Here is a 23546-nt window from a genome sequence, read left to right on the forward strand (position 1 = left end):
GCGCGGCATCCGCGGAGCAGAACGACGGATAACCGGCTCCTCTCCGGCCATAATTGCCTCCTTTATCCCTGAGAAGTCGGCCGAGGACGGCTATGCTGCGCTGCGATCCGGCTTTCGTCGAGCGCAGACCGCGTCCACGCCACGGGGCCGATGAACCAGGAGACGACATGACCATCCATATGCGGGCCGGCGTCATCACCATCGCCGCCGTCGCACTCGGAATCGGCCTCTCGGGCTGCGGCTCGGATACCCAGCCCGAGGAGACAACCACCACGTCGGCCGAGGCGGAGACCACCACCAGTGAGGCCCCCACCACGACGGCCGAGGCCGCAGGACCCGCCAAGACCATCGTCGACTACATCCAGGAGAACAACATCACCGAGGCCCCGGTGAAGCGAGGCGACCCCGGCGCCCCGGCCATCGACCTGCCCTTCCCCCCGGGATGGGAGGACGCCGGACCCAACACCCCGGAATGGGCGTACGGCGCAATCGTGTTCACCGGCGACCCGGCAATGGCCCAGGATCCGCCGACGATCATCGCGATTCTGTCCAAGCTGACCGGCAACGTCGACCCGGCGAAGATCCTCGAGTACGCACCGGGCGAGATCCAGAACCTGCCGGAGTTCGATGGGCCTGACACCGGCAAGCCCGGCACCCTTGGCGGGTTCGACGCTACGCAGATCGGCGGCATGTACGTCAGAGACGGTGTGACCCGGATGATCGCCCAGAAGACCGTCGTGATCCCCGGCCAGGACGGCCTCTACGTGCTGCAGCTCAACGCCGACGGCACCGAGGATCAGGCCATGCCGCTGATGGACGCCACAGCGGCCATCGACGAAGAGACCACGATCACTCCCTGAGGCGATCACGCCCTGAGGCAGGCGTCAGGCCCTCGATACAGCGGAGGCCTCGGCGATCTGCTCCGGGTTCGGGCGCACCCCGGTGTAGCGCGCGAACTGCTCGGCCGCCTGGAGGGCGATCACCTGCGCACCGGTGATGACGTCGACCCCCGCTGCGCGCGCCGCGGCGATCAGCGGCGTCTCGGACGGCAACGCCACCACGTCGAAGACCGTGTGCGCGGCGCGAATCGTCGCGTCTTGGAACGCCGCGTCGTTCTCCTCCGGCCCGCCGGCCATCCCGATCGGTGTGACATTGACGACGATGTCGGCCGTGCGTGCGCCGACCTCGGCGGTGTACTCCCAGCCGAGCCGGTCGGCCAGCGCGGGTCCGGCGACCGGATTGCGGGCGACGACGACGCCGACCCCGAATCCGCCGTCGGCGAACGCCGCCCCGACAGCGCCGGCCATTCCACCGCTCCCGCGGATCAACACCGACTGCTGCGGAGCCAGGCCGTGTTCGTCGATGAGCTGTTGCACGGCAAGGTAATCGGTGTTGGACGCGGTGAGCCGGCCATCATCGTTGACGATCGTGTTGACCGACCGAATCGACTTCGCCGAGGGCTCCACATCGTCGACGAGGCTCAGGACGGTCTCCTTGAACGGCATCGACACCGAACACCCGCGAATCCCCAACGCCCGAACCCCGGCGATCGCCGCGCTGATGTCGTCGGTGGTGAAGGCTTTGTAGATGAAATCCAGCCCCAGCACGTCGTAGAGGTGGTTATGGAAGCGGGTGCCGATGTTGCTGGGCCGTCCCGCCAGGGAGATGCACAGCCGGGTGTCCTTGCTCAGCGGCGGCCGCCGGCTGCCCGCGGTCACCTCGGCCACCTCATCCGACCGCCCGGATGACCTGGCGGGCCACGTCCCGGATCTGCCGGGTCAGCTCGGGCGAGAAGGGCAGATCCTTCGGATGGGGAACCGCGATCTCGGTGGTGACCACGCCGAGATCGTCGCGGTGCCATGTCGCACCGAAGCGGTCGAGTATCGCGCGCATGGGCTGGTTGTCGCTGAGCACCCGCGCGGTGAATCGCTGCACGCCGTCACACCAGGCCGCGACCGAGATGGCACCCATCAGCAGGGTGCCGATACCCCGGCCCTGGTACGCGTCGCCGACGATGAACGCGATCTCGGCCGCCGCCGGGTTGGCCGCGTCGCGGACGAAGCGCACGTCGGCGACCACCGGGCCGTCGGGCCCGTCGGTCAGCACGAACACGAAGTGTTCCAGGTAGTCCACCTCGAACAGGTAGGCCATCAGCGCCTTCGACGGAACCCTGATCGATTGGAAGCGACGGTAGAGCGTCTCTCCGGAGAACTCGACCGGCCCATTGGTGGTGCGTTCGATGTCGCCGGGCAACACCGGGCGCAGGTACAGCGTCGAGCCGTCCCGGACCTCGACCGGGATGGGGGTGACGAACGCGGCGAGCCGCTGGCGGGCGGTCCGCACCAGCTTGTCCATCAGCCCCGGCACCTCGAGCATGGTGGCGAAGGCTTCGCGACCACCGACCCAGCCGGTCAACGGGTCGGTCGCCACCACGGTGGCGGTCCGCGGCGCGTCCCGCAACAGCGCGATCTCGCCGATGATCAGGCCGGGGGTCACCTCGACGACGGTGTCGTGGCCGTCGGCGCCGCTGTGGGTGACTTCGGCGCGACCGGAACCGATCAGCAGGAACGACACCGCGAGTTCACCCTGTTGCATCAGCACCTGGCCGGCGGCGGCCGTCAACGGTCGCAGTTGTGCAGCCAATGGGATGAGCGCCTCGACGGGAGTTCCCGCGAATACTGCCAAGCCGACCAGATCATCGGCTCGGACAACCGTCAGGCCGGGCACCTCACGAGGTTACGGCGGGTGGGGAAGACGGGGCAAGAACCATAAAAGAGCTAAGCCACCCGCGCGCTGTGTCGTCTGGCGAAGTGGCGACCGCCGTGATCACAATCTCAACCCCCGCGAAACAGACTTTCGGATCGGCTAGTGTGCAGCGTCGAAAGCTTCGACAATCTCGGCTTTGATCCGACCGCGATCGGCCACCTCGTGACCATTCTTGCGGGCCCACTCGCGAATCGCCGCCAGCTGCTCCGGCGAAGACTTGCCGTTGCCGTTGGTCTTGACCCGGCGCGAGCGACCGCCACCGCGAACTCTTTCCGCCGCCTCGACGTAAGGCTTCAGCGCCTTCTCGAATTTGGCGATATTGGTCGCCGAAAGGTCAATTTGATAGTCGGCACCGCGAAACGAGAATTCAACTCGTTCACCATCACCATCGCCTATTTCAGACCCGTCAATATCGTCGATCAGTTGGCGGACAATTACCTCGGCCATGACAGCTCCTCATTGAACTTAATTACTGGCCAGTAACACTACCAGTAAATTCGACGGGCCTATCCCCAATGTTGAGGGATACGCCAATAGGCAGAGCGATCGGCTACTGCCGCGCCATCGCGATCCGGAATCTCTCATCTGGCTCGATGTAGTGATCGGCGTCCTCGGCGTCTTCGCCGAGGTCGATACGGACCCAGTCGATCTTGCCGGTGAACCGGCTGGTGTGGGCGGTGTAGTCGGGGCTGACGGTGGTACCGGACTCGTAGCCGACGTCGGTCGTCTCGTCGGCAGAGAAGACGACACCCTGCGTCTGGTCGACGCGACCGCTGCCCACCTCTGTGCCGTCGTAATAGAGCGTGAGGGTGCCGCCCCGGCCCATTCCCCCGCCGTCGTAATCGAACTCCATCCGCACCTGAGCCGCACCCGCTGGGATGGGTTCGCTCGCTTCGATATCAAAGGACTTGATGCCCAGCACGTTGTAATGGAACTTGGCACAGCCGTCCTTGGTGTACAGGCTCCAACCACCGAACCTGCCACCCTGGGCGATGATCACGCCTTCGGCGCCGCTGCTCGGAACCTCCACCTGGGCGGTGACCGCAAACGACTTGTTCTTGATGTCGAGCACACTGTTCTCCGACAGCCGGCCCATCCCTCCGAACAGCAACTGGCTGTTGCCTTTGATCAACGACGGCCGCCCGGCGAGGGTGGGGTTGAAGCGTTCGATCTGTCGGTCGTCGAGCGGAAGCACGTTGTGCTTGACGGCTTCGATCAGCCAGAGCCGTTGCAGCTCATGCAGTTTGTCGGGATACTTCTTGGAAAGGTCCACGGCCTGCGTCCAGTCGGTGTTTCCGTCGTAGAGTTCCCACACGTCGTCGTCGAAGGCAGGCATCTCCTGGCCGCCCATCGCCCACGGTGTGCGGTGCTTGGTGACCGCGCTCCAGCCCTTGTGGTAGATCCCGCGATTGCAGAACATTTCGAAGTACTGGGTCTCGTGCCGCTCCGGCGCGTCGGCGTCATTGAAGCTGTACAACATGCTGGTGCCCTCGATGGGACTCTGCATCACACCGTTGACGAACGTGGGCGCCGGGATGCCCGCGGCCTCAAGCACGGTCGGCGCGAAGTCGATCACGTGGCTGAACTGATTGCGGTGGCCACCCTTGTCCGCGATCCCGTTGGGCCAGTGCACGATGGTGCCGTTGCGGGTGCCGCCCCAGTGCGACGCCACCTGTTTGGTCCATTGGTACGGGGCGTCCATCGCCCAGGCCCACCCAACTGCGTAGTGCCCGTATGAACCTTCGCCGCCGAACTCGTCGAGCTTGGACATCAGGAACTCTGGGGTCTCGATGTCGGCCATGCCGTTGAAATTGGCCATCTCGTTGTACGCACCCTGCAGGGTGCCCTCTGCCGACGCACCGTTGTCGCCGACGATCAGATAGACCAGCGTGTCGTCGAGAACCGGTTCGATCGCGTCTAGCAGCCGGCCTACGTGATGGTCGGTGTGCTCCATGAAGGCGGCGTACACCTCCATCTCGCGTTCCAGGGCGGGCTTGAGAGCCGGATCCATGTCGTCCCAGGCCGGGATCTCAGGGTCCCGCGGGGTCAGCACGGCGTCCGGCGGGATGACTCCCAGTTTTTTCTGCCGCTCGAAGGTGATCTCGCGCTGGCTGTCCCAGCCGTGGGCGAACTTGCCCTTGTACTTGTCGATCCATTCCTGGGGCACCTGGTGCGGTGCGTGGGTGGCACCCGGGGCGAAGTACATGAAGAACGGTTTGTCCGGCAGAAGCGCCTTCTGCTGGCGCACCCAGTTGATCGCCTTGTCGGCAAGATCCTCGGTCAGGTGGTACCCCTCGGCCGGCGTCTTCGGTGGCTCGATCGGGGTGGTCCCTTCGTAGAGCGCGGGATCCCACTGGTTGTTCTCGCCCCCAATGAAGCCGTAGAAGTACTCGAATCCGCCCCCGCCGGTCGGCCATGCGGTGAACGGCCCGGCCGGGCTGGTCTGCCAGGCCGGCACCTCATGGCACTTGCCGAACTGCGCGGTCGAGTAGCCGTTGAGCTTCAACGCCAACGCCAATGGCGCCTTGGTGTTGGGTAACACCGACGTGTAGCCCGGCGCAGCGGTGGCGGCCTCGGTGATGTTGCCCATACCCACCGAGTGGTGGTTACGGCCGGTCAGCAGCGCCTGCCGGGTCGGCGAGCACAGCGCCGTCGTGTGGAACCGGTTGTACCTCAACCCGCCTGACGCGAGTTTCTCGAAGTTCGGTGTCTGGCACGGCCCGCCGAAGGCGCTGCTGGCGCCGAAACCCACATCGTCGATCAGGATGACGACGACGTTCGGCGCGGTGGCCGGCGGCCGCACGTCCCTGATCGGCGGGTAGCTGGTCTCTGGATCCTTCGCGTCGTATGTCGTCAAGCCCACGTGGGCCACATCCGGGATCGGCAGGATGTCGCGACGGATGGAGTCTGGGTGCTGCGCTGCGGTCATGTCGTCCTTCCGCACACGGAGGCCGACGCCGGACGGCTGAGCACCCGCCTCCTGGAGCGCCCGCTGGAGATCGTACGCATCAAAGCCCGCCCCCCGCATCGGTCAGAAGACATCACGGCCAGACGTCACGATTGGAGGCGGTGTTGGCGCATGATGCGAAGTGGACAGAAGCCAGTGACGTAGAAGTGACCTGAACAGGAGCGACGGTAGTGAGGACGTTGATCACCGGAGTAGATGCTGATGGCAAGTCATGTGTCCTCAGCCAGGACAAGCTGACGCTGGACCGGTTGGCGCCCGGCTTCGCGATGGGCATTCCGTTCGCCACGTCGACCAGCCCACCGCCGCAGCGTCCCCTCGGCGCGGCGCCGCTGATCGACCAGGGGATCGACCCGGGTCTGGCGAGGTGGATGGTCGTCGAACTCGGGCCCGACTCCGAGACACCGATGCACCACACCGACACGCTCGACCTGCAGACTGTGCTCTCAGGGAGCGTCGATCTAATGCTCGACGACGGTGCCCACCGGCTCACCCAGGGAGACCTGGTGGTGTTGACCGGTGTCGACCACGCCTGGCGGGGCGGTCCCGACGGGTGCCGCCTCAGCGCGGTTCTGATCGGCACTCCCCCACCCGAGACCGAAGCAGCGCCACGATGAGCGTCTCCGGATTCAGTTCGCACGCAGAGCTTTTCACCCTCGCTGGGAAGCGCGCGCTGGTCACCGGCGGTACCCGCGGGATCGGGCTGATGATGGCGCGGGGGTTGCTGCAGGCCGGCGCACAGGTCGTGATCAGCTCGCGCAAGGCCGACGCCTGCGAGGCCGCCCGCGTCGAGTTGTCCGCGTTCGGCGACGTCCGGGCGGTGGCGGCCGACCTGTCGCGGCACGACGAGTGCTCCCGGCTCGCCGAACTCGTCACCTCCGAGGGCGGGCTGGACGTCCTGGTCAACAACGCCGGTGCGACGTGGGGTGAACCCCTCGAGAGTTTCCCCGACGCGGCGTGGGACAAGGTGCTCGATCTCAACGTCAAATCGCCGTTCTGGATGGTGCAATCGCTGTTGCCGGCGTTGCGGGCCGCTGGCAGCGCTTCCGATCCGGCCCGGATCATCAACGTGGGCAGCATCGACGGCCTGCGCGTCAGTCCGCTGCCCGTCTACTCCTACGCCAGCAGCAAAGCGGCGCTGCATCAGCTGACCCGAGCACTCGCCCGCGAACTCGGTCCGCAACACATCACCGTGAACGCCGTTGCCCCGGGACCGTTTCCGTCGAAGATGATGGCGGCCACGCTGGAATCCTTCGGCGACGAGATCGCGGCGTCGGCGCCACTGCGTCGAATCGGCCGTGACGACGACATGGCGGGCATCGCGGTGTTTCTGGCCAGCCGGGCAGGCGCCTACCTGACGGGAGCCATCATCCCGGTCGACGGCGGCATCTCGACGACCGCGGGCTGACCATGGGCGTCAGCGAGCAGCGTGCCGGCGTCGACCTGACCAACCTCGACGAGGAGTTGAGCCCGGACGCCGGGGCCACCAAGCGTGACCTCGTCGACTATCTCGACGGGGTGGCCGAGCGGATGCTGCCCGGACTCGCGGGGCGACCGCTGACGGTGCTGCGGGTGTTGCGCGGTCAGAAACCGTTCATGCAGAAGAACGTCCCGAAGTACACACCGGACTGGGTGCGCACCGTGTCGATGTGGGCGGAGGCATCCCAGCGCGATGTGCGTTACGCGCTGTGCGACGACCGGCGCACGCTGCTGTGGCTGGCGAATCAGCGTGCCGTCGAGTACCACCCGACCCTCGGCCTGGCCGACGATGTCTACCGGCCCACACATCTGGTGCTGGATCTGGATCCGCCCGACGACGACTTCCCGAAGGTGGTGGCCGTCGCCCACCTGGTGCGCCGCGCGCTGCACGACAACGGGTTGTCCGGCGCGGTGAAAACCAGTGGGGCCAAGGGGGTTCACGTATTCGTGCCGATCGAGAGCGGCCTGCCCGTCGAGGACGTGGCCGCCGCAACACGCGCCCTTGCCGCGCGGGCGGCGGCGATCGACCCGTCGATCGCGACGACGGCGTTCATCGTGGAGGACCGCGAAGGCAAGGTGTTCGTCGACTCCACCAGAGCCGGTGGAGCCACCGTGGCCGCCGCCTACAGCCCACGCCTGCGGCCGGGAACCCCGGTGTCGTTCCCGCTGGAATGGTCTGAGCTCGAACGGATCACGCCGTCCGACTTCACCGTCCACAGCGCGCTGGCCGCTCTCGACGGCAGGCCGTCGTGGGAGGAATCGATGCCGCCGCCCCAGCCCCTGCCGGCCGAGTTGATCGAGTTCGGGCACACCATCCCGGTGGCCCGGGTGGCGGCGATGCACGAGGGAAAGCGACGCGCCCGCGCCCGCCGACAATCACGCTGACGGCACCCCCCGCCGGAACGGTATTCCAGCAGATTTTCTTCGAATGAGGGGCTGCTGGAATACCGTTCCGGCGGGGGGCAGGCGGGCAGTTGTTCGAGGAGCCCCACCCCTCCGTGACTCTCGGTACCCACCATCTCGGCCGGAAACGGCAGCCGTGAGCGAGAACTTCATCGTCAGCGGGGAATTCCACGGCGCCTATTCGGCTTCCTCGGGAGCGTCACCGAAGCTCCATCGGATGGCCGCGGCCAGACTCGACGCGTACTCGTCCTCGAGCGCGTCGTCGTGCTGGCGCTGGATCCACGACGGGTGCTTCGCATTGACGATGTACGGCACACCCTTGGGAAGCCGTCCGCGAGGAGCCTCGAAGGGCAGCGCCGAGATGCGGGCCCGCGGGTAGAAGAACCTCAGCACACGTTCGGCGTCGCGACCCAGCGTGATCACCAGCCGCGGCCGGACGATCTCGAGTTCACGGTGCAGGAATGGCGAGCAGTTGACGATCTCGTGCTGGTGAGACGCGCGGTTCTTCAGCGGGTGGCAGTGCACCGCGTTGCTGATGAACAGATTCTCCTTCTGCCGGCCCGCGCGCTTGATGCCATCATCGATCAGGTCGCCGCTGCCCTCGGTGAACGGAATCTGGGTCTCCATGCACTTCTCGCACAAGCTCTGCCCCACCAGCACCACCGGTGACGTCAAGCAGCCATAGCCGGGAGCGGACGCGGTCACGCCGTCGATGTTCAACCCGTCGCAGCGCCTACAACTGTTGATCTCGTCGTCGAGGGCGAGCTTGCGCAACCGCCGTGAAGCGGCGGTGTCGCGCTCTACGGCGTCCGAACTCACCGACGGAGTATAGGTAGGCCGACATCCTGACCGCCCACAGCGTCCGGGGTGTTCGATCTTGGATTGCAGAGTGGCACGGAGAGCTCAGAGTTGTGGAGCTAAGGGGATTCGAACCCCTGACCTTCTCGATGCGAACGAGACGCGCTACCAACTGCGCCATAGCCCCTGATACCGGTAGCAGGCTACCAGTCGCCGGACACCGGTTGAAATCGAAGCGCTACTGCCCGGCCGCGCGCGGCAGGTCGTAATGGCGGGCGAACGGGACATAGTCGAGGTGCTCGAACTCGGGGTCCTCGTCATCGATCTCCAGCACCGCCGCACCGGGCCTGCGCAACCGCGCCGGCACGACGTCGAACTCCTGGTCAGCGGTGTTCTCGACGCCCAGTCGCGCCCTGGCCACCCGCTGGGCACGACGACGACGGACCCGTTCCTCGATCCGGGTCTGCCGACGCAGGTACGCCAGGTAGAGAACCGCGACCGTGCCCACTGACGCGCACGCCCACCACATGGTCGACGACCACGTGAAGGCCGCCACGCCGCTGGCGAGCAGCAACACGGCCATCACCGTCAGGGTGCGCGCGCGGAACCGGTATTTGCGGGCCGTGACCGCCTCGGCGGTGCTGGACTCGTGACGACGCCGTCGCGCAGCACTCATCGAGTCGGCGATCCTCAGATCGGTGTCCGAGGGCGCTTCCAGCCCCGACGAATCGGCGACGTACTCATACTCATCATCGTCGGCATCGGCATCGGCATCGGCATCGGCATCATCGGCATCGTCGGCGTCGTACTGGGGCTCGGGCGCGCCATCATCCACATCCCCCGCGTCATCCACGTCGTCGTCGTATTCCAAAGTGAGCTCGTCGATTTCGGCTGCCACCACGGGCTCGCGCTCGGCCGTCACGGCACCGACCGGCAGCGCGCCGGAGTCCTCCACGACGTCGACATCGAGGTAGTCGGATTCGGCTTCGACGTCTCGGGCTTGGGTGGCGACCATGACCACCGACCGGCCCGGCGCGTCCTCTTCGACGTCGTCCGGCTCATCGTCGACGTCGGAGTGCTGCCAGTCCGGATCGCTGCGATGCCCCGATGCCGGTCCACCCCGTCGGCGCAACCGGGCGGTGCGGCTGCTGTTGAGCACCCGGGTCGCCAACGCGACGTCGCTGGTGCGACGAACCGCGTCGCGCTTGTTGATCAACATCGGAACCAGCACGAACAGCCAGAGGACGACGAGGGAGATCCAGAGGAGAGATTGGGGGATGCTTGGCATGGCGCCTGCTCCTTTCCCCATCAGGCTAGGTCTGTGACCAGCGCATCCAAGGGCGGCGCGCCGAGGTCAATTACACACCTGTAATTCGCTGGTAGCAAGCACCAAACGTCACTTGTGTCACATCAGTAACACCGGGCCGTTTTGCGCAAGAACATTCAGGCCCAGGAGGCGCGGCCCGCGCGGACCAGCGCAGAGCTCACCGAACCGTTCAATTCCTCGATCGTGATCGCCACCAGCAGGTGATCGCGCCAGCCGCCATCGACGTCGAGATAACGTTTCAGCATGCCCTCTTCCCGGAAGCCGGCCTTTGCCAGCACCGCCCGACTCGGGGCGTTCTCCGGCCTCACCGTCGCTTCCACCCGATGCAGCATGACCGGACCGAAGCAGTGGTCCAGGCCCATCGCCAGGGCAGCAGTCGCCACTCCGCCACCGGTGAATCCACTGGCGACCCAGTACCCGATCCAGGCAGAGCGCAACGCGCCGTGAGTCACGTTGCCGATCGTGAGTTGACCGGCGAAATGCCCGTCGACCTCGATCACATACGGCAACATCCGGCCCCGACGGGCTTCAGCCCGAAGGCCCGAGCACACCGAAGGCCAGGTTGAAACAGCATGTCGCACTTCCCAACTGAGCTCAGTCGACGGCTCCCAGGGTTCGAGGTGCCTGCGGTCCGCCAGCCGGGCCCGGCTCCATTGCGCGGCATCCCGGATCCGGACAGGACGAAGTTGCACCACCCCGGTGGAGACCCGCAACGGACCCACCGGCAGTGGCCAGCCAGGATGCTGCGAGCGGGAACTCAGGAAATTCATGACCGCCGCCATCCAGCGTTCAGCCGCGCTGGGCCAGGAAGGCGACGTCGACGACCTCACCGGTGCGAATCTGTTCGGCCTCGGTGGGCACGACAACCAGACAGTTTGCTTCGGCTAGGGTCGCCAGCAGGTGCGACGACGCGCCGGGAGCTCCGCCGAGAGCCTGCACCAGATACTCGCCCGTGTCCTGGTCTCTCATCAACTGCCCACGAAGAAAGCCCGTGCGTCCCGCCACCGAGCTGATCGGCGACAGTGCCCGGGCCTGCACGACACGCCGCATCGGCTGACGTTTGCCGAGCGAGAGTCGGATGAGCGGGCGCACCATCACCTCGAAGACCACCAGCGCGCTGACCGGGTTGGCGGGCAACAGGAACACCGGCACCCGCTCGGGCCCCAGCTGGCCGAAGCCCTGCACCGACCCGGGATGCATCGCAATGCGCGTGACCTCCATGTCGCCGAGCTGCGACAGCACCGACCGCACCCCTTCGGCGGCCGCGCCGCCCACGGCGCCCGCGATCACCACGACTTCGGCACGGTTGAGTTGACCTTCGACGACTTCGCGCAACTGCTTGGCGTCGGTAGGCACGATGCCGACCCGGTTCACCTCGGCGCCCGCATCCCGGCCGGCGGCCGCCAGCGCATAGGAGTTGACGTCGTAGACCTGACCGTTGCCGGGGGTGCGGGAGATGTCGACGAGCTCACCGCCCACACACATCACCGAAAGTCGTGGCCGCGGGTGCACCAGCACCCGCTCACGCCCGACTGCGGCGAGGAGCCCGACTTGGGCGGCCCCGATGATGGTGCCGGCACGAACGGCGACGTCGCCCGGCTGGACATCGTCACCGGTGCGCCGGACGTAGGCGCCGGATCTGACCCCCCGCAGCACCCTGACCCGGGAGTCGCCGCCATCGGTCCAGCGCAACGGCAACACCGCGTCGGCGAGGGTGGGCATCGGAGCGCCCGTCTGCACGCGTGCCGCCTGGCGTGGCTGCAATCTGCTCGGGGTACGCGCACCTGCCTCGATGGACCCCATCACCGGCAGGCTGATCTCACGGTCGGCATTCGTGTGGTCATCGACATCGCCATCGTCGCCGCCACCGTCGGCTTCGTTGATCCCGAGGACGTCGACGCTGCGGACGGCATATCCGTCGATCGCCGCCTGGTCGAACCCGGGCAGCGGACGCTCGGTCACCACCTCTTCGGCGCACATCAAACCCTGGGCTTCCGCAATCGCCACCCGCACCGGCCGTGGGGCCACCGCGGCGGAAGCTACTCGAGCCTGCTGCTCCTCCACCGAACGCAAATCACGCCTTTCTCCCGTTGAAGAACCTCCGGCCGACGTCGATTCGCGCAGTTGATGCGCTCGGCGGTGTAGCCGTCAGTGCTCGGTCGTCGCGTGAGCGAGCCCCAACCGCTCGACCAACCACTGCCGCAGTTCGGGTCCGTAGTCGTCTCGCTCCAACGCAAAGTCAACCGCAGCCTTGAGGTAGCCGCCGGGATTTCCCAGGTCGTGTCGAGATCCCCGGTGCACCACCACGTGGACGGGATGTCCTTCCTCGATCAGCAGGGCGATCGCGTCGGTGAGCTGCAGTTCACCTCCGGCACCTCTCGGAATCCGCCGGAGTGCGTCGAAAATCGCCCGGTCCAGCACGTAACGGCCGGCCGCGGCATACGGCGACGGCGCGTCCTCGGCCTTGGGCTTCTCGACCATGCCCTTGACCTTGAGCACGTTGGGGTTGGTGGCATCGGGAACGGTCTCGACATCGAATACGCCGTAGGCACTGATGTGTTCCTTGTCCACCTCGATGGCGCACAGCACCGAGCCGCCGCGCTTGGCCCGAACCTTCGACATCGTCTCCAGTACGCCGGTCGGCAGTACCAGATCGTCGGGCAGCAACACCGCGATCGCGTCCTCGTCGGGGCCCAGGCTGGCTTCGACACAACCCACGGCATGTCCCAGGCCGAGGGGTTCGGCCTGGACCACGGACTCCACCTTGATCAACGCGGACGCCCGCCGGACCTTCTCGAGCATCGACTTCTTGCCACGCGCCTCCAGCGTCCCCTCGAGGACCAGATCCTCGACGAAGTGCGCGACCACACTGTCCTTGCCCTCGGAGGTGATGATGATCAGCCGCTCGGCACCGGCTTCGGCGGCCTCCGCGGCGACCAACTCGATGCCCGGGGTGTCGACGACAGGCAGCAACTCCTTGGGCACCGTCTTGGTGGCGGGGAGAAAACGTGTTCCCAATCCCGCCGCGGGCACCACCGCGGTGTACGGGATCGGAACTTCAGGCCGATTCATCGTTCACACATTAACCTCTCTGCGTTGGATGTTCCCTTCCTACCCGGCTCCGGAGGACTCAGCGGTGCAGTCGACAAAGGCACAGGTTAGAGGCGAGATCCTGGCCGCCCGCCGGTCGGTGCCCCCGCCGACACACGCCGCCGAGGCGGCGGCCCTGGCTTCGCACGTGCTGGAGTTCGTCGAAGCTGGTCAGACGGTGTGCGGCTACGTACCGGTGGGCTCCGAACCGGGCTCGGCGGAGCTGATCGACGGGCTGGCGCGCCACCAGGTCACGGTGCTACTTCCCGTCGCACGCCGCGCTTCCGGCGGCGCGGCGTTGCCACTGCGGTGGGGGCGCTACCGACCGGGCGAGCTGGTCGATGCCCCGTTCGGGCTTCGGGAGCCCCCGCAGCCGTGGTTGCCTGCCGGTGCGGTGGCCGAGGCGGCGGTGGTGCTGATACCCGCCCTGGCCGTCGACCGGCGGGGCACCCGCCTGGGTCGCGGTGCCGGCTTCTACGACCGGACGCTGCCCCTGGCCGATGACGGTGCGGCGCTGGTGGCCGTGGTGCGCGACGACGAACTCGTCGACCACCTGCCCTCGGAACCGCACGACGTCCGGGTGACCCATGCGCTGACGCCGCGTCAAGGCCTGGTCACGCTCGGCCGTTGACGCGTCCGACTCCGGGAATGGCCCGGCCCGGCTGGCGGTTCTAGCACTTGAGCCGGTAGAGTGCTAAACAAGTTTGACCACCTCGGAGGGTTTTCGTGCCTACCTATTCCTATGCATGCACCGAATGCGACAACAAGTTCGACGTGGTGCAGTCGTTCACCGATGACTCGATGACGGAGTGCCCGAAGTGCGACGGACGGCTGCGCAAGCTGTTCGGCAAGGTCGGCGTGGTCTTCAAGGGCAGCGGTTTCTATCGCACCGACAGCCGCGAAGCCGCCAAGAGTTCGGCCAAGAGCTCGGGCGGCTCTGACAGCAGTTCTGAGTCCTCTTCGTCGTCGTCCACGTCTTCGTCGACATCGGAGAAGACAACCTCCGGGTCCTCGGACAAATCCAGCTCGTCGAGCGATTCGTCGAGCAAGTCCTCGGCACCGGCCGCTGCAGCCTCCAGTTAGACGGTTATCCACAGCCGCGTGATCAGCGGCTTACCGGGCGAAGCCGCGCTGGCTAGCGTGGCCGCATGGGGGATTCGCTCGACCCGTCGCCGCTGAGTCGGCTGACGCATGTTCTGCGACCGGACTGGTCGCGCACGGTGGCCGCCCGGCGAGTTCTCGCCGGCGCCCTGGTCGTGCTGGCTGCTGTCGCCGCGTGGCGTGACGATCCCCGCGCCGACCACGCGGAGGTGGTGGTCACCACCGGCGATCTGTCGCCGGGTTCGGAGCTCACCGCCGAGCATGTGCGACTCGAATCCCGTACGGCGGCAAGCATTCCCGACGGCGCGCGCACCGATCTCGACGCCGTGGTGGGTAGCACGCTCGCGGGGCCGGTGCGACGTGGCGAAGTGGTCACCGACGTGCGGGTGCTGGGTCCGCGGTTGGCCGAGGCGGCTGCGGGTCCGGGCGCGCGTATCGTGCCGCTGCCATTGGCCGATGCGGCACTCGTCGACCTCGTCCGTCCCGGCGACGTCGTCGATATCGTGGCCGCGCCGGCATCAGCCGCTCCCGCCACCGAGGCCCGGCTGGTCGCCACCGACGCGGTGGTGGTGCTGGTCTCGGCCAAACAGAACGGTCCCACCGCCGGCAGTGGCGGGCGGGTGGTGCTCGTAGCCCTACCCGCAGCCGCTGCCAAGACCGTCGCCGGCGCCGCCCTGGTGGAGGCGATCACCCTGACGCTGCATTGACCGCACCGAAAGACAATTCGCCCCCGGTGTGATCCACCGGGGGCGAATTGTGAAAAGTGAGATCAGAACGCGTTGGCGCTGCCCGGCCCGCACTGAGGCCCGGTGCTCGTGGAGCTGGGATCGAACGCGCCACCCCACGGGTTCGACCGGCTGAGCCCTGAGGCCTGCCAGCCGTCTGATCCGACCCATTCCGGCCCGGCCTCTTGCGCCTTCTGCGTCGGCACCCCAATGTCGCTGGCGATGACCGATGCCGTGCTGAGCGTGCCGGGGTTTGCGGCGCAGTAGTCCGCGCCAGAAGTCGAGGCCGCCTGGCGCGAACTCACCACGCCGTCGCCACCGATGGTGGGGTGAGAAGGATCGTTGGGGTCCGCGCCCGCCGTTCCTACACCGAACGTCAGGGCCGCTGCGCCGAAGGCGAGCGCACCAAAGCCGAGAACGCCCAGCTTCTTGGAATTGTGGGTGAGAGCGGCCATCGGCCTGCCCCTTTCTGTGACGGGAACGCGTACGTTGCGAGTCGAAAAACACTCAAGTCCAACCAGAACATTAGCAGGCCGGACCCGACCGTGCATGGCGTCGTAGAGCAAAGCGAGATCCTTAGGATCATTTTAGCTTCGGCAGCGTAGGTCGCCGCAGGACGCCGTCCCTGATTTGTCCTGTTGCACCTGGGAATCTGCTGAAAATCGCCGGCTACCGAACCAGGCTGTGGCCACCCGCCCGCAGAAGTCGACGCAACTCGCTGCGGCAAAGGTGTAGGCGACCCGTTTCCGCCGGGTCGCGTGCCCGGGCGAGCGGATGTCTGCGAGCGTCAGCCGGTCGGGTCTGCCAACGAACCCCGAGAATGCAGCCGCAGCGCTACGGTTCGTCTGATCTCGGAATCAGTCGGACACGAAAGGACAGCCGATGCTGAAAGGGTTCAAGGACTTCATATCTCGGGGCAATGTGATCGACCTCGCTGTCGCGGTCGTGATCGGGGCCGCGTTCACCGGCCTGGTCACCGCGTTCACACAGAACGTCATCCAGCCTCTCATCGACCGCATCGGCGCAGGACCCGATGCGGAGTACGGCATCCTGCGCATCCCACTCGGAGGCGACCAGTTCGTCGACCTCAACGCCGTTCTGTCGGCCGGCATCAACTTCCTCATCGTGGCTGCGGTGATCTACTTCGTGATCGTCGTCCCGTTCAAGAAGCTCAAGGAGCGCGACAAGAAGGTCGACTCGACCGAGACAGAGCTGACCCTGCTCACGGAGATCCGAGACCTGCTGCGCGCGAACGAAACCGCTGGACCGGCAGATAAGCGCGGCGACGCGACCGCGCCGGCCGACCATTCGGAATGACCGTCGCGACGAATCGAGCCCGACATACGAAATCGGCCCCCGGCAGTGCCGGGGGCCGATTGTCGTCAATGCAATGTCAGTTCATGTTCCACGGTTCGCCGTAGGTGGTGACACTGTCACCGGTCGACGAGACCAACCGAGCGAACGGACGCAGCAGCACACCGCCGGCCGCACCGGTCACCGTGCCGTGCGCGTTGGACACGGCCACCGAACCGCCGGGACCCTCCACGTCGACACTGAAGGTCGCGACTTCCTGGATACCCGGGCCGTTACCGAGGTCAGCCGAGATCGACACCCCGGGGAACAGCGGCGGAGTCACGATGCCGGAGAACCCACCGTCGAGCGGGATCGGACCGAAGTCACCCTCGAAGCCGTCGAACGCGATGTTCGGGGTGGTGTAGCTGAAGTTGATACCCACACCCAGCGACCACGGGAAGCCCACCTGATAACCGAGCTCCAGCGTGCCCTCGAAGTCGTCGGCATCCTCGCCGGCCACGATGTAGGAAGCCTTGCCCGAGTGGAACCACTCGCGGGTCAGCCGGTTCCGGTCGAGCGGAAACACACCGTTGAGGAATGTGTCCCACTGCTGGATCGTCAGAGTCCGCCCCTGGCCGTCGACCAAGCTCAGCTCATTGTCCAGCCCTGCGTGAGAGGTGCCAGTGCTCACGAACAACGCCGCGATGGACGCGACCATCGCGATCAGCACCCGACTGATTGCCTTCATGTTCTCCCTTGATATGTAGACGGAACCCCGGGCGGGGGCACCGAGTTGTTCGTGCCTGGCCTACCGCAAGAGCTTCATGTGAGTGGAATTAAAAATCCCACGTTCCGTTCTCACGATTCGCTCATGTTGAACACGAGGAACATAACGGGGAGGAATCAGACCGGCAACACGAACGGCCGCCCCGACCAGGAGATCGCGACGAAATTAACCCACTGTTCACCATCCGTGCCCCCGGGCGACCCACCTCGAACCCACCCGAAAAAGCGCCAGCGACATACGAAATCGGCCCCCGGCAGTGCCGGGGGCCGATTGTCGTCAATGCAATGTCAGTTCATGTTCCACGGTTCGCCGTAGGTGGTGACACTGTCACCGGTCGACGAGACCAACCGAGCGAACGGACGCAGCAGCACACCGCCGGCCGCACCGGTCACCGTGCCGTGCGCGTTGGACACGGCCACCGAACCGCCGGGACCCTCCACGTCGACACTGAAGGTCGCGACTTCCTGGATACCCGGGCCGTTACCGAGGTCAGCCGAGATCGACACCCCGGGGAACAGCGGCGGAGTCACGATGCCGGAGAACCCACCGTCGAGCGGGATCGGACCGAAGTCACCCTCGAAGCCGTCGAACGCGATGTTCGGGGTGGTGTAGCTGAAGTTGATACCCACACCCAGCGACCACGGGAAGCCCACCTGATAACCGAGCTCCAGCGTGCCCTCGAAGTCGTCGGCATCCTCGCCGGCCACGATGTAGGAAGCCTTGCCCGAGTGGAACCACTCGCGGGTCAGCCGGTTCCGGTCGAGCGGAAACACACCGTTGAGGAATGTGTCCCACTGCTGGATCGTCAGAGTCCGCCCCTGGCCGTCGACCAAGCTCAGCTCATTGTCCAGCCCTGCGTGAGAGGTGCCAGTGCTCACGAACAACGCCGCGATGGACGCGACCATCGCGATCAGCACCCGACTGATTGCCTTCATGTTCTCCCTTGATATGTAGACGGAACCCCGGGCGGGGGCACCGAGTTGTTCGTGCCTGGCCTACCGCTACACCACACACCTCGCAAGAGCTTCATGTGAGTGGAATTAAAAACCCCACATGTCGTTCTTACGATTCGCTCATCGTTGACACGAGGAACATAACGGGGAGGAATCAGACCGGCAACGCGGACGCTCGACGCAGTCGCTCCGGACGCGCAGCGGGCCGCAGTTTGCTGAGGATTCCCCGTCAGCCTCCGACCCCCTGTCCGCGACGGCGGGGCGTTCCATTGTGGGCGACGTCGCAGTTTCTAGCCCCGCATCAAGGTGTTCGCTCTGCGGGCTCACACTGTTACGGGTGCGCTCTCTGCGGTTATTGAGAAAATGGGCTTTTAGTCGTGATGCGGTGGCACATTGTCCCGCAGCCAGCGGTCGTGCTCGGCCTCGTCGTCCGGCGACAAATTATCGCGTTCGTCAAAAGGTATCTCCGGCAAGGCATCCCCGAAAATCTTGTTAACTGCGTCCGCGGAGCGCCGTGAACGGTGAGTCACAGCCGAAACCTAGTGTGAGAAAGCTCACACTGAACGGTGGGCGAGCGTTCACCTGCGCTTAACACAGGCGGCCGGTGTCGCGGGCCGGTGCGTGCAACAACCAGCGGCCGCGCACCGGATCGGCGCCGCGACGAGGAAAATCCTGCAAGAGCAACTCGTTAGATCTCCAAGCTGGATAGCTGCGCGATGATCTGTGTCGCCAGCGGCCCCAGCGTGGCCATCCCGTCCCGCACCGCAGCGCGGGATCCGGCCAGATTCACGACGAGGGTGCTGCCGGAGATGCCGGCCAGCCCACGTGACAACCCCGCATCGGCGATGCCCGCCGACAGTCCCGACGCCCGCAGCGCCTCAGCGATGCCCAGCAACTCCCGGTCGAGCAACTCGAGGGTGGACTCCGGTGTGACGTCGCGCGGTGTCACCCCGGTTCCTCCGACCGAGACCACGAGATCGACGCCTCCGATGACCGCGGTGTTCAGCGCGTTGCGGATCTCGACCTCGTCAGAGGACACCACCACCACACCGTCGACGACGAATCCCGCTTCGCCGAGCAGTTCGGTCACCAACGGGCCGCTGTGATCCTGTTCGTCGCCGTGGGCGGTGCGGTCGTCGACGACGACAACGAGCGCGCGGCCGACCAACGCATGAGGCTGTTCCATGAGCTCAACCGTATATCTCGGCACGGACATCGCTGCAGCGACACTGAGGTCCGGACGCGAGCGACCGTCGACGACCCTCACTGGTCGGCCTTGCCGAGGGTGACGTCGACCGTCTGCGTCTGACCGGCCGGATCCACGAACGTCAGCGTGACCTTGTCACCGGGAGCCTTGGAACGCACGGCTGCCACCAGCGCGTCAGCGCTACCGATCACCCGGTCGTTGAGCTTGGTGATCAGCACGCCGGACGGCAGGCCTGCTGCCGCGGCGGCGCCCCCCGAGGTGACCTCGACGATCTTCGCGCCCTCGGCGGTGGCATCGTTGCCGACCTGGACGCCCAGTGACGCCCGGGACGCGCTTCCAGTCTGGATCAGCTCGTCGGCGATCCGCTTGGCCTGGTCCACCGGGATCGCGAAGCCCAGTCCGATGGACCCGCCCCGCGGACCGCCGGCGTCGGCACCCATCGTGGCGATCGCCGAGTTGATGCCGACGAGTTCACCGCTCATGTTCACCAGGGCGCCTCCCGAGTTGCCCGGGTTGATCGCCGCATCGGTCTGGATGGCGTCGAGAACGGTGTTCTGGTTCTGCGCGTCACCACCGGCGGCCACCGGACGGTTCAGCGCGCTGATGATGCCTGTGGTGACGGTGCCGTCCAGTCCCAGCGGGGATCCGATGGCCACGACGTCCTGACCGACGCGCAGGTCCGCCGACGAACCGACCTCGATGGGCGTCAGGCCGGAAACCTTCTCGGCCCGCACCACGGCGATGTCGCTGCCGGGGTCGGTACCGATCACGCTGAACGTGGTCGTGCGGCCGTTGGAGAACACCACCTTGGTCTCCGCGCCGGCCGAGGAATTCTCGGCCCCGGCGACCACATGGTTGTTGGTGAGGATCAGCCCGTCGCTCGACAAGATCACCCCGGAGCCCTCCTCGGACTGCCGGCCGACGTTCACTTCGAGCTTCACCACACTGGGAACAACCTTGGCGGCCACCTGCTCGACCGTCCCGTCCGGGACGCTGGCGGCCGGCATGCTGGGCGCAGCACCGGACGCGCTTGTGCCCGCGGAGTTGTGATCAGGGTGGGCCAGCACCGCGACACCGCCCCCGATGCCCGCGGATACGATCGCGAGGGCGGCCGCGCCTGCTGTCAAAGCCGCTGCGCGGGAACGCTTTCGGGGTTGAGAATGGGGCGCCGTCGGCATCGCGGGCCGCTGACGCTGGCCCGGGCCGCCCGGCATCGGGGCCCCGCGGTACGGGTCGTAATGCGTCCGAAACGCCTGTCGCTGTTGCTCAGTCGCATAACGCCAGTCATAGTGCTGCTCTCCATAGGAGGGCGGCGCGCCGACGGAGCCGGGGGGCACCTGCCCGTGAACACCGGGTTGACGAACCGGCGGCGGGGTCGGCGAGTACCTCGGATGGTTTGTCATGTCGCTGCGATGCTCTTCCTGAAGTAGTTGCTTCTCGACTGGGACAACGAACGATGCCCCCTAAGGGTGCCCAAACGTGCTGAGAATCCCCTTAGAGATCAATTGCCACAGCGATAACGATTCGGTCTACCCCGTCGAGCTCCTGCCCAACATCTCCCCGCGTGATGGTGCTCACCGGGGTGATCAGTTCCCGCGTGTCGAAGCCGAGGCCTGCTGGTCCTCCTGCACGACAGACGGTCTGCCGGGCAGCACCACGTGCATCGAGGTACCCGGCGGCTGCCTGCCCGGGGCAGTCTCCCGGACGAGCAAGGTGCCGCCGTGTTTGAGCACCACCTGTTTGACGATCGCCAAGCCGAGACCGGACCCCGGCATCGCCCGGGCCGCGGTCGACCTGAAGAACCGCTCGAAGACGAGACTGCGTTCCTGCGGGGGGATTCCGGGGCCGTGATCGGAGACCACCAGCTCTGCGTGCTGGGGATCGACCTGGGCGAGCCTGACGGACACCCGGCCATCGGGCGGACTCCACTTGGCGGCGTTGTCCAACAGGTTGAGCACCGCACGTGCCAGGCCGGCCCCATCGCCGTACACCTGCCACGGAATGACGGAGATGTCGAACTCGATGTCGTTGCGGCGCCTGCGAACCCGCTCGAGCGACCGGTCGATCACCTCGGCAAGCTCCACCGTCTCGTGGATGACGCCGCCGGCGTCCTCCCGGGTCAGATCGACGAGATCGCCGACCAACGTCGACAGTTCCTCGATCTGGGCGAGGACGTCGGTGCGCAGCCCGACCATTTCCTCTTCCGGCAGCCGCGGTGCACCCGGCGCCATCGATGCCATCAGCAGCTCGACGTTGGTGCGCAACGAGGTCAAGGGAGTGCGCAGCTCGTGACCGGCATCGGTGACCAACCGCGCCTGTCGCTCCCGGGATTCGGCGAGCGCCCGCAGCATCATGTTGAAGGCCTCGGTGAGCCGGGCGAGCTCGTCGGTGCCGTAGACCGGTATCGGCCGCAGATCATCGGTGCGGGCCACCCGTTCGGCCGCCTGCGTGAGCCGGGCCACCGGGCGCAGGCCGGTGCGTGCCACCATGCCGCCCACGATGGCCGCGACGGCCACGCCGATCCCGCCGACGATCAGCAGCACGGTGCCCAGACGCCGGAGCACCTTGCCGGTCGGCTCCAGGCTCATCGAGATCAGCAGCGAATCACCACTATCGGGAAGGTGCCTCGCAAGCACCCGCTGATGGTTGACCGTGCGCAACGACATCAGCAGCTTGCCCTGGATCACGTCCTTCTCGGGCCCGCCCAACGGCAGCGTCTGGCCCTGCTGGTTGGCGGTATAGATGGCCCGGGCGGTGAACAGCATCGCGTTCATCTCCGAGTACGCGGTGCCTTGGATGGCGCTGGCGGGATCGGCGGTCAGCGTTCCGCTCTCGATCAGCAGGTCGGCGCGGCTGCGCAGTTGGGTGTCGATGTCGTCGTAGAGCGCGTGGGACACGACCGCGTAGACGGCGACCGCCATCAGCACCACCACCATGGCCACCATCGACATGGCCAGCAGCATCACCCGCCACCGCAGGGACACCGAGCTGGTGGGCGGCGGCACCGGCGCGGGTGTCCCGGACCAGGGGCTGAACGTGCGGTCGGTCATCAGGGAGGTGTCTCGCGCAGCACGTATCCGACGCCGCGGACGGTGTGGATCAGCCGCGGTTCGCCTTCGGCCTCGGTCTTGCGACGCAGGTAGCCGACGTAGACCTCGAGTGCGTTGCCCGAGGTCGGGAAGTCGAAGCCCCACACCTCCTCGAGTATCCGGCTGCGGGTCAGGACGCGGCGCGGGTTGGCGATCAGCATCTCGAGCAGGGAGAACTCGGTGCGGGTGAGGCTGATCTGCCGATCTCCCCGGGTGACCTCCCGCGTCACCGGATCAAGCGACAGGTCCGAAAAGGTCATCGCCGCAGATTCACTGCCCTCTTCGGGGTTGGTGCGGCGCAGCAGCGCACGCATCCGGGCCAGCAACTCCTCCAGCGCGAACGGCTTGGGGAGGTAGTCGTCGGCTCCGGCGTCCAGACCGGCCACCCGTTCGGACACGGAGTCGCGGGCGGTGAGCACCAGGATCGGGAGGTCGTCGCCGGTGCTGCGGAGCTGCCGACACACCTCCAGCCCGTCCAGTCGTGGCATCATCACGTCGAGCACCACTGCGTCGGGCCGATGGCTGGAGATCAGTTCCAGCGCTTCCCGACCGTCTTGCGCCAGCTCGACCGAATACCCGTTGAAGGAAAGAGATCGTCGCAGGGATTCGCGCACCGCGCGATCGTCGTCAACGACAAGTATGCGCACTCGAACAGTGTCGACCCCGCGGCTGAGAGTCGCCTGAGAGGCGCGCCGCTCAGGCGGTGAATCGAATCGCCTAGCGGCGGTCGAGGTCGATCAGTCCCAGACGCGCGGCCTTGAGCAGGCGGCGGGGGACCTTGTGCTGCTGCCCGGCCACGGTCACGCCGACGAGTTCGGTACGGGTGGCCTTCCACTGCGCGCGCCGGCTACGGGTGTTCGCGCGCGACATCCTGCGCTTGGGCACAGCCATGATCGAGCTCTCCATCTATCGGGGTGGCATCCGGCGCGGCTCTGCCCATGACAGGCACTACCGGGCACCGGCAATTGCCGACAAGGATAGCCGGTGAGCTGGACGGGCTCCAAACTCCGCCCGCCGGGCACGGAGGGCACTGACCGTCGGCAACAGCCGGCACAGCCGACCG

The 23546-nt window shown here is 66.5% G+C and carries 25 protein-coding genes and 1 tRNA gene; 8 read left to right on the forward strand and 18 right to left on the reverse strand.

Annotated features, from left to right (window positions below; all coding sequences use genetic code 11):
- Nucleotides 1–167: 167 nt before the first annotated feature.
- The gene (gene lpqN / locus BEMPMBAN_RS26155) at nt 168–860 is read left to right on the forward strand and encodes an envelope biogenesis lipoprotein LpqN (RefSeq protein WP_159234439.1); all 693 of its coding nucleotides are present in this window, start codon (nt 168–170) and stop codon (nt 858–860) included.
- A gap of 24 nt (nt 861–884) precedes the next feature.
- On the opposite strand, the gene BEMPMBAN_RS26160 is transcribed toward lpqN, so the two are convergent.
- The 4 genes from BEMPMBAN_RS26160 to BEMPMBAN_RS26175 all read right to left on the reverse strand — a co-directional run bounded on the left by BEMPMBAN_RS26160 (nt 885) and on the right by BEMPMBAN_RS26175 (nt 5695).
- On the reverse strand, nt 885–1718 hold the full coding sequence (locus BEMPMBAN_RS26160; protein WP_159234440.1) for a shikimate 5-dehydrogenase: 834 nt from the start codon (nt 1716–1718) through the stop codon (nt 885–887).
- Nucleotides 1719–1728: 10 nt separating this feature from the next.
- Nucleotides 1729–2727, reverse strand: coding sequence for an acetyltransferase Pat (locus tag BEMPMBAN_RS26165; protein ID WP_159234441.1), 999 nt, complete (start codon nt 2725–2727; stop codon nt 1729–1731).
- A 138-nt stretch (nt 2728–2865) separates the two neighbouring features.
- Nucleotides 2866–3213 (reverse strand): histone-like nucleoid-structuring protein Lsr2, encoded by a 348-nt coding sequence (locus tag BEMPMBAN_RS26170; RefSeq protein ID WP_159234442.1) that lies wholly within the window; start codon nt 3211–3213, stop codon nt 2866–2868.
- A 103-nt stretch (nt 3214–3316) separates the two neighbouring features.
- Nucleotides 3317–5695 carry an arylsulfatase gene (locus BEMPMBAN_RS26175; RefSeq protein ID WP_159234443.1) on the reverse strand — a complete coding sequence of 793 codons (2379 nt, stop codon included), beginning with the start codon at nt 5693–5695 and terminating at the stop codon, nt 3317–3319.
- Nucleotides 5696–5904: 209 nt separating this feature from the next.
- On the opposite strand from BEMPMBAN_RS26175, the gene BEMPMBAN_RS26180 reads away from it, so the two are divergent.
- Genes BEMPMBAN_RS26180 through BEMPMBAN_RS26190 form a run of 3 tightly spaced genes read left to right on the forward strand, consistent with a single transcriptional unit; the run spans nt 5905 to nt 8095 of the window.
- Nucleotides 5905–6348 carry an AraC family ligand binding domain-containing protein gene (locus BEMPMBAN_RS26180; RefSeq protein ID WP_159234444.1) on the forward strand — a complete coding sequence of 148 codons (444 nt, stop codon included), beginning with the start codon at nt 5905–5907 and terminating at the stop codon, nt 6346–6348.
- On the forward strand, nt 6345–7139 hold the full coding sequence (locus tag BEMPMBAN_RS26185; RefSeq protein ID WP_159234445.1) for an SDR family oxidoreductase: 795 nt from the start codon (nt 6345–6347) through the stop codon (nt 7137–7139). Before BEMPMBAN_RS26180 ends, BEMPMBAN_RS26185 begins: the two co-directional genes overlap by 4 nt.
- Nucleotides 7140–7141: 2 nt before the next feature.
- Nucleotides 7142–8095, forward strand: coding sequence for a DNA polymerase domain-containing protein (locus BEMPMBAN_RS26190; RefSeq protein WP_159234446.1), 954 nt, complete (start codon nt 7142–7144; stop codon nt 8093–8095).
- A 195-nt stretch (nt 8096–8290) separates the two neighbouring features.
- On the opposite strand, the gene BEMPMBAN_RS26195 is transcribed toward BEMPMBAN_RS26190, so the two are convergent.
- The 6 genes from BEMPMBAN_RS26195 to BEMPMBAN_RS26220 all read right to left on the reverse strand — a co-directional run bounded on the left by BEMPMBAN_RS26195 (nt 8291) and on the right by BEMPMBAN_RS26220 (nt 13310).
- Nucleotides 8291–8932, reverse strand: a complete 642-nt coding sequence (locus BEMPMBAN_RS26195; protein WP_159234447.1) for a uracil-DNA glycosylase family protein — start codon at nt 8930–8932, stop codon at nt 8291–8293.
- Nucleotides 8933–9025: 93 nt separating this feature from the next.
- Nucleotides 9026–9098: transfer RNA gene (locus BEMPMBAN_RS26200), tRNA-Ala, on the reverse strand.
- Between the two features lie 51 nt (nt 9099–9149).
- Nucleotides 9150–10199 carry a divisome protein SepX/GlpR gene (sepX, locus tag BEMPMBAN_RS26205; RefSeq protein ID WP_159234448.1) on the reverse strand — a complete coding sequence of 350 codons (1050 nt, stop codon included), beginning with the start codon at nt 10197–10199 and terminating at the stop codon, nt 9150–9152.
- Nucleotides 10200–10354: 155 nt separating this feature from the next.
- Complete coding sequence (locus BEMPMBAN_RS26210; RefSeq protein WP_159234449.1) at nt 10355–11008, reverse strand: GNAT family N-acetyltransferase; 654 nt, start codon at nt 11006–11008, stop codon at nt 10355–10357.
- A 19-nt stretch (nt 11009–11027) separates the two neighbouring features.
- The gene (glp, locus tag BEMPMBAN_RS26215; protein WP_159234450.1) at nt 11028–12311 is read right to left on the reverse strand and encodes a molybdotransferase-like divisome protein Glp; all 1284 of its coding nucleotides are present in this window, start codon (nt 12309–12311) and stop codon (nt 11028–11030) included.
- Between the two features lie 75 nt (nt 12312–12386).
- Complete coding sequence (locus BEMPMBAN_RS26220; RefSeq protein ID WP_159234451.1) at nt 12387–13310, reverse strand: UTP--glucose-1-phosphate uridylyltransferase; 924 nt, start codon at nt 13308–13310, stop codon at nt 12387–12389.
- A 64-nt stretch (nt 13311–13374) separates the two neighbouring features.
- Here BEMPMBAN_RS26220 and BEMPMBAN_RS26225 point away from each other — a divergent pair, with 64 nt between their 5' ends.
- The 3 genes from BEMPMBAN_RS26225 to BEMPMBAN_RS26235 all read left to right on the forward strand — a co-directional run bounded on the left by BEMPMBAN_RS26225 (nt 13375) and on the right by BEMPMBAN_RS26235 (nt 15136).
- Nucleotides 13375–13959 (forward strand): 5-formyltetrahydrofolate cyclo-ligase, encoded by a 585-nt coding sequence (locus BEMPMBAN_RS26225; protein ID WP_200846125.1) that lies wholly within the window; start codon nt 13375–13377, stop codon nt 13957–13959.
- 95 nt (nt 13960–14054) lie between these two features.
- Nucleotides 14055–14411, forward strand: coding sequence for an FmdB family zinc ribbon protein (locus tag BEMPMBAN_RS26230; protein ID WP_159234453.1), 357 nt, complete (start codon nt 14055–14057; stop codon nt 14409–14411).
- 65 nt (nt 14412–14476) lie between these two features.
- Nucleotides 14477–15136 carry an SAF domain-containing protein gene (locus BEMPMBAN_RS26235; protein WP_159234454.1) on the forward strand — a complete coding sequence of 220 codons (660 nt, stop codon included), beginning with the start codon at nt 14477–14479 and terminating at the stop codon, nt 15134–15136.
- Nucleotides 15137–15198: 62 nt separating this feature from the next.
- Here BEMPMBAN_RS26235 and BEMPMBAN_RS26240 read toward each other — a convergent pair whose 3' ends face one another.
- The gene (locus tag BEMPMBAN_RS26240; protein WP_159234455.1) at nt 15199–15609 is read right to left on the reverse strand and encodes a hypothetical protein; all 411 of its coding nucleotides are present in this window, start codon (nt 15607–15609) and stop codon (nt 15199–15201) included.
- 427 nt (nt 15610–16036) lie between these two features.
- On the opposite strand from BEMPMBAN_RS26240, the gene mscL reads away from it, so the two are divergent.
- Nucleotides 16037–16471 carry a large-conductance mechanosensitive channel protein MscL gene (gene mscL, locus BEMPMBAN_RS26245; protein ID WP_234897704.1) on the forward strand — a complete coding sequence of 145 codons (435 nt, stop codon included), beginning with the start codon at nt 16037–16039 and terminating at the stop codon, nt 16469–16471.
- 76 nt (nt 16472–16547) lie between these two features.
- Here the strand turns inward: mscL and mspA (BEMPMBAN_RS26250) are convergent, their stop codons facing one another.
- The 7 genes from mspA (BEMPMBAN_RS26250) to rpmF form a co-directional block, all read right to left on the reverse strand.
- A complete protein-coding gene (gene mspA / locus BEMPMBAN_RS26250; protein ID WP_159234456.1) occupies nt 16548–17195 on the reverse strand; it encodes a porin MspA in 648 nt (215 codons plus the stop codon).
- Between the two features lie 326 nt (nt 17196–17521).
- Nucleotides 17522–18169 (reverse strand): porin MspA, encoded by a 648-nt coding sequence (gene mspA, locus BEMPMBAN_RS26255; RefSeq protein ID WP_159234456.1) that lies wholly within the window; start codon nt 18167–18169, stop codon nt 17522–17524.
- Nucleotides 18170–18875: 706 nt separating this feature from the next.
- Complete coding sequence (locus tag BEMPMBAN_RS26260; RefSeq protein WP_234897705.1) at nt 18876–19403, reverse strand: MogA/MoaB family molybdenum cofactor biosynthesis protein; 528 nt, start codon at nt 19401–19403, stop codon at nt 18876–18878.
- 47 nt (nt 19404–19450) lie between these two features.
- Nucleotides 19451–20797: a S1C family serine protease gene (locus BEMPMBAN_RS26265; RefSeq protein WP_159234458.1), complete on the reverse strand. Its 1347-nt coding sequence runs from the start codon at nt 20795–20797 to the stop codon at nt 19451–19453.
- Between the two features lie 183 nt (nt 20798–20980).
- Nucleotides 20981–22444, reverse strand: a complete 1464-nt coding sequence (locus BEMPMBAN_RS26270; RefSeq protein WP_159234459.1) for a HAMP domain-containing sensor histidine kinase — start codon at nt 22442–22444, stop codon at nt 20981–20983.
- On the reverse strand, nt 22444–23130 hold the full coding sequence (locus BEMPMBAN_RS26275; RefSeq protein WP_159234460.1) for a response regulator transcription factor: 687 nt from the start codon (nt 23128–23130) through the stop codon (nt 22444–22446). The genes BEMPMBAN_RS26270 and BEMPMBAN_RS26275 overlap by 1 nt, the downstream gene beginning before the upstream one ends.
- A 70-nt stretch (nt 23131–23200) precedes the next feature.
- On the reverse strand, nt 23201–23374 hold the full coding sequence (rpmF, locus tag BEMPMBAN_RS26280) for a 50S ribosomal protein L32 (protein WP_048420022.1): 174 nt from the start codon (nt 23372–23374) through the stop codon (nt 23201–23203).
- Nucleotides 23375–23546 lie beyond the last annotated feature (172 nt).

The sequence above is a fragment of the Mycolicibacterium austroafricanum genome (assembly GCF_902705885.1).
Taxonomy (GTDB): Bacteria; Actinomycetota; Actinomycetes; order Mycobacteriales; family Mycobacteriaceae; genus Mycobacterium; species Mycobacterium vanbaalenii_A.

Bases quoted from the DNA above. Each gene is read 5' to 3' on its own strand.
- BEMPMBAN_RS26170 (WP_159234442.1), bottom strand. From the start codon at position 3,213: ATGGCCGAGGTAATTGTCCGCCAACTGATCGACGATATTGACGGGTCT.
- BEMPMBAN_RS26270 (WP_159234459.1), bottom strand. From the start codon at position 22,444: ATGACCGACCGCACGTTCAGCCCCTGGTCCGGGACACCCGCGCCGGTG.
- BEMPMBAN_RS26185 (WP_159234445.1), top strand. From the start codon at position 6,345: ATGAGCGTCTCCGGATTCAGTTCGCACGCAGAGCTTTTCACCCTCGCT.
- lpqN (WP_159234439.1), top strand. From the start codon at position 168: ATGACCATCCATATGCGGGCCGGCGTCATCACCATCGCCGCCGTCGCA.
- BEMPMBAN_RS26210 (WP_159234449.1), bottom strand. From the start codon at position 11,008: ATGAATTTCCTGAGTTCCCGCTCGCAGCATCCTGGCTGGCCACTGCCG.
- BEMPMBAN_RS26260 (WP_234897705.1), bottom strand. From the start codon at position 19,403: ATGTCCGTGCCGAGATATACGGTTGAGCTCATGGAACAGCCTCATGCG.
- BEMPMBAN_RS26265 (WP_159234458.1), bottom strand. From the start codon at position 20,797: ATGACAAACCATCCGAGGTACTCGCCGACCCCGCCGCCGGTTCGTCAA.
- BEMPMBAN_RS26175 (WP_159234443.1), bottom strand. From the start codon at position 5,695: ATGACCGCAGCGCAGCACCCAGACTCCATCCGTCGCGACATCCTGCCG.
- BEMPMBAN_RS26235 (WP_159234454.1), top strand. From the start codon at position 14,477: ATGGGGGATTCGCTCGACCCGTCGCCGCTGAGTCGGCTGACGCATGTT.
- rpmF (WP_048420022.1), bottom strand. From the start codon at position 23,374: ATGGCTGTGCCCAAGCGCAGGATGTCGCGCGCGAACACCCGTAGCCGG.
- BEMPMBAN_RS26220 (WP_159234451.1), bottom strand. From the start codon at position 13,310: ATGAATCGGCCTGAAGTTCCGATCCCGTACACCGCGGTGGTGCCCGCG.
- mscL (WP_234897704.1), top strand. From the start codon at position 16,037: ATGCTGAAAGGGTTCAAGGACTTCATATCTCGGGGCAATGTGATCGAC.
- BEMPMBAN_RS26190 (WP_159234446.1), top strand. From the start codon at position 7,142: ATGGGCGTCAGCGAGCAGCGTGCCGGCGTCGACCTGACCAACCTCGAC.
- sepX (WP_159234448.1), bottom strand. From the start codon at position 10,199: ATGCCAAGCATCCCCCAATCTCTCCTCTGGATCTCCCTCGTCGTCCTC.
- BEMPMBAN_RS26240 (WP_159234455.1), bottom strand. From the start codon at position 15,609: ATGGCCGCTCTCACCCACAATTCCAAGAAGCTGGGCGTTCTCGGCTTT.
- mspA (WP_159234456.1), bottom strand. From the start codon at position 18,169: ATGAAGGCAATCAGTCGGGTGCTGATCGCGATGGTCGCGTCCATCGCG.
- mspA (WP_159234456.1), bottom strand. From the start codon at position 17,195: ATGAAGGCAATCAGTCGGGTGCTGATCGCGATGGTCGCGTCCATCGCG.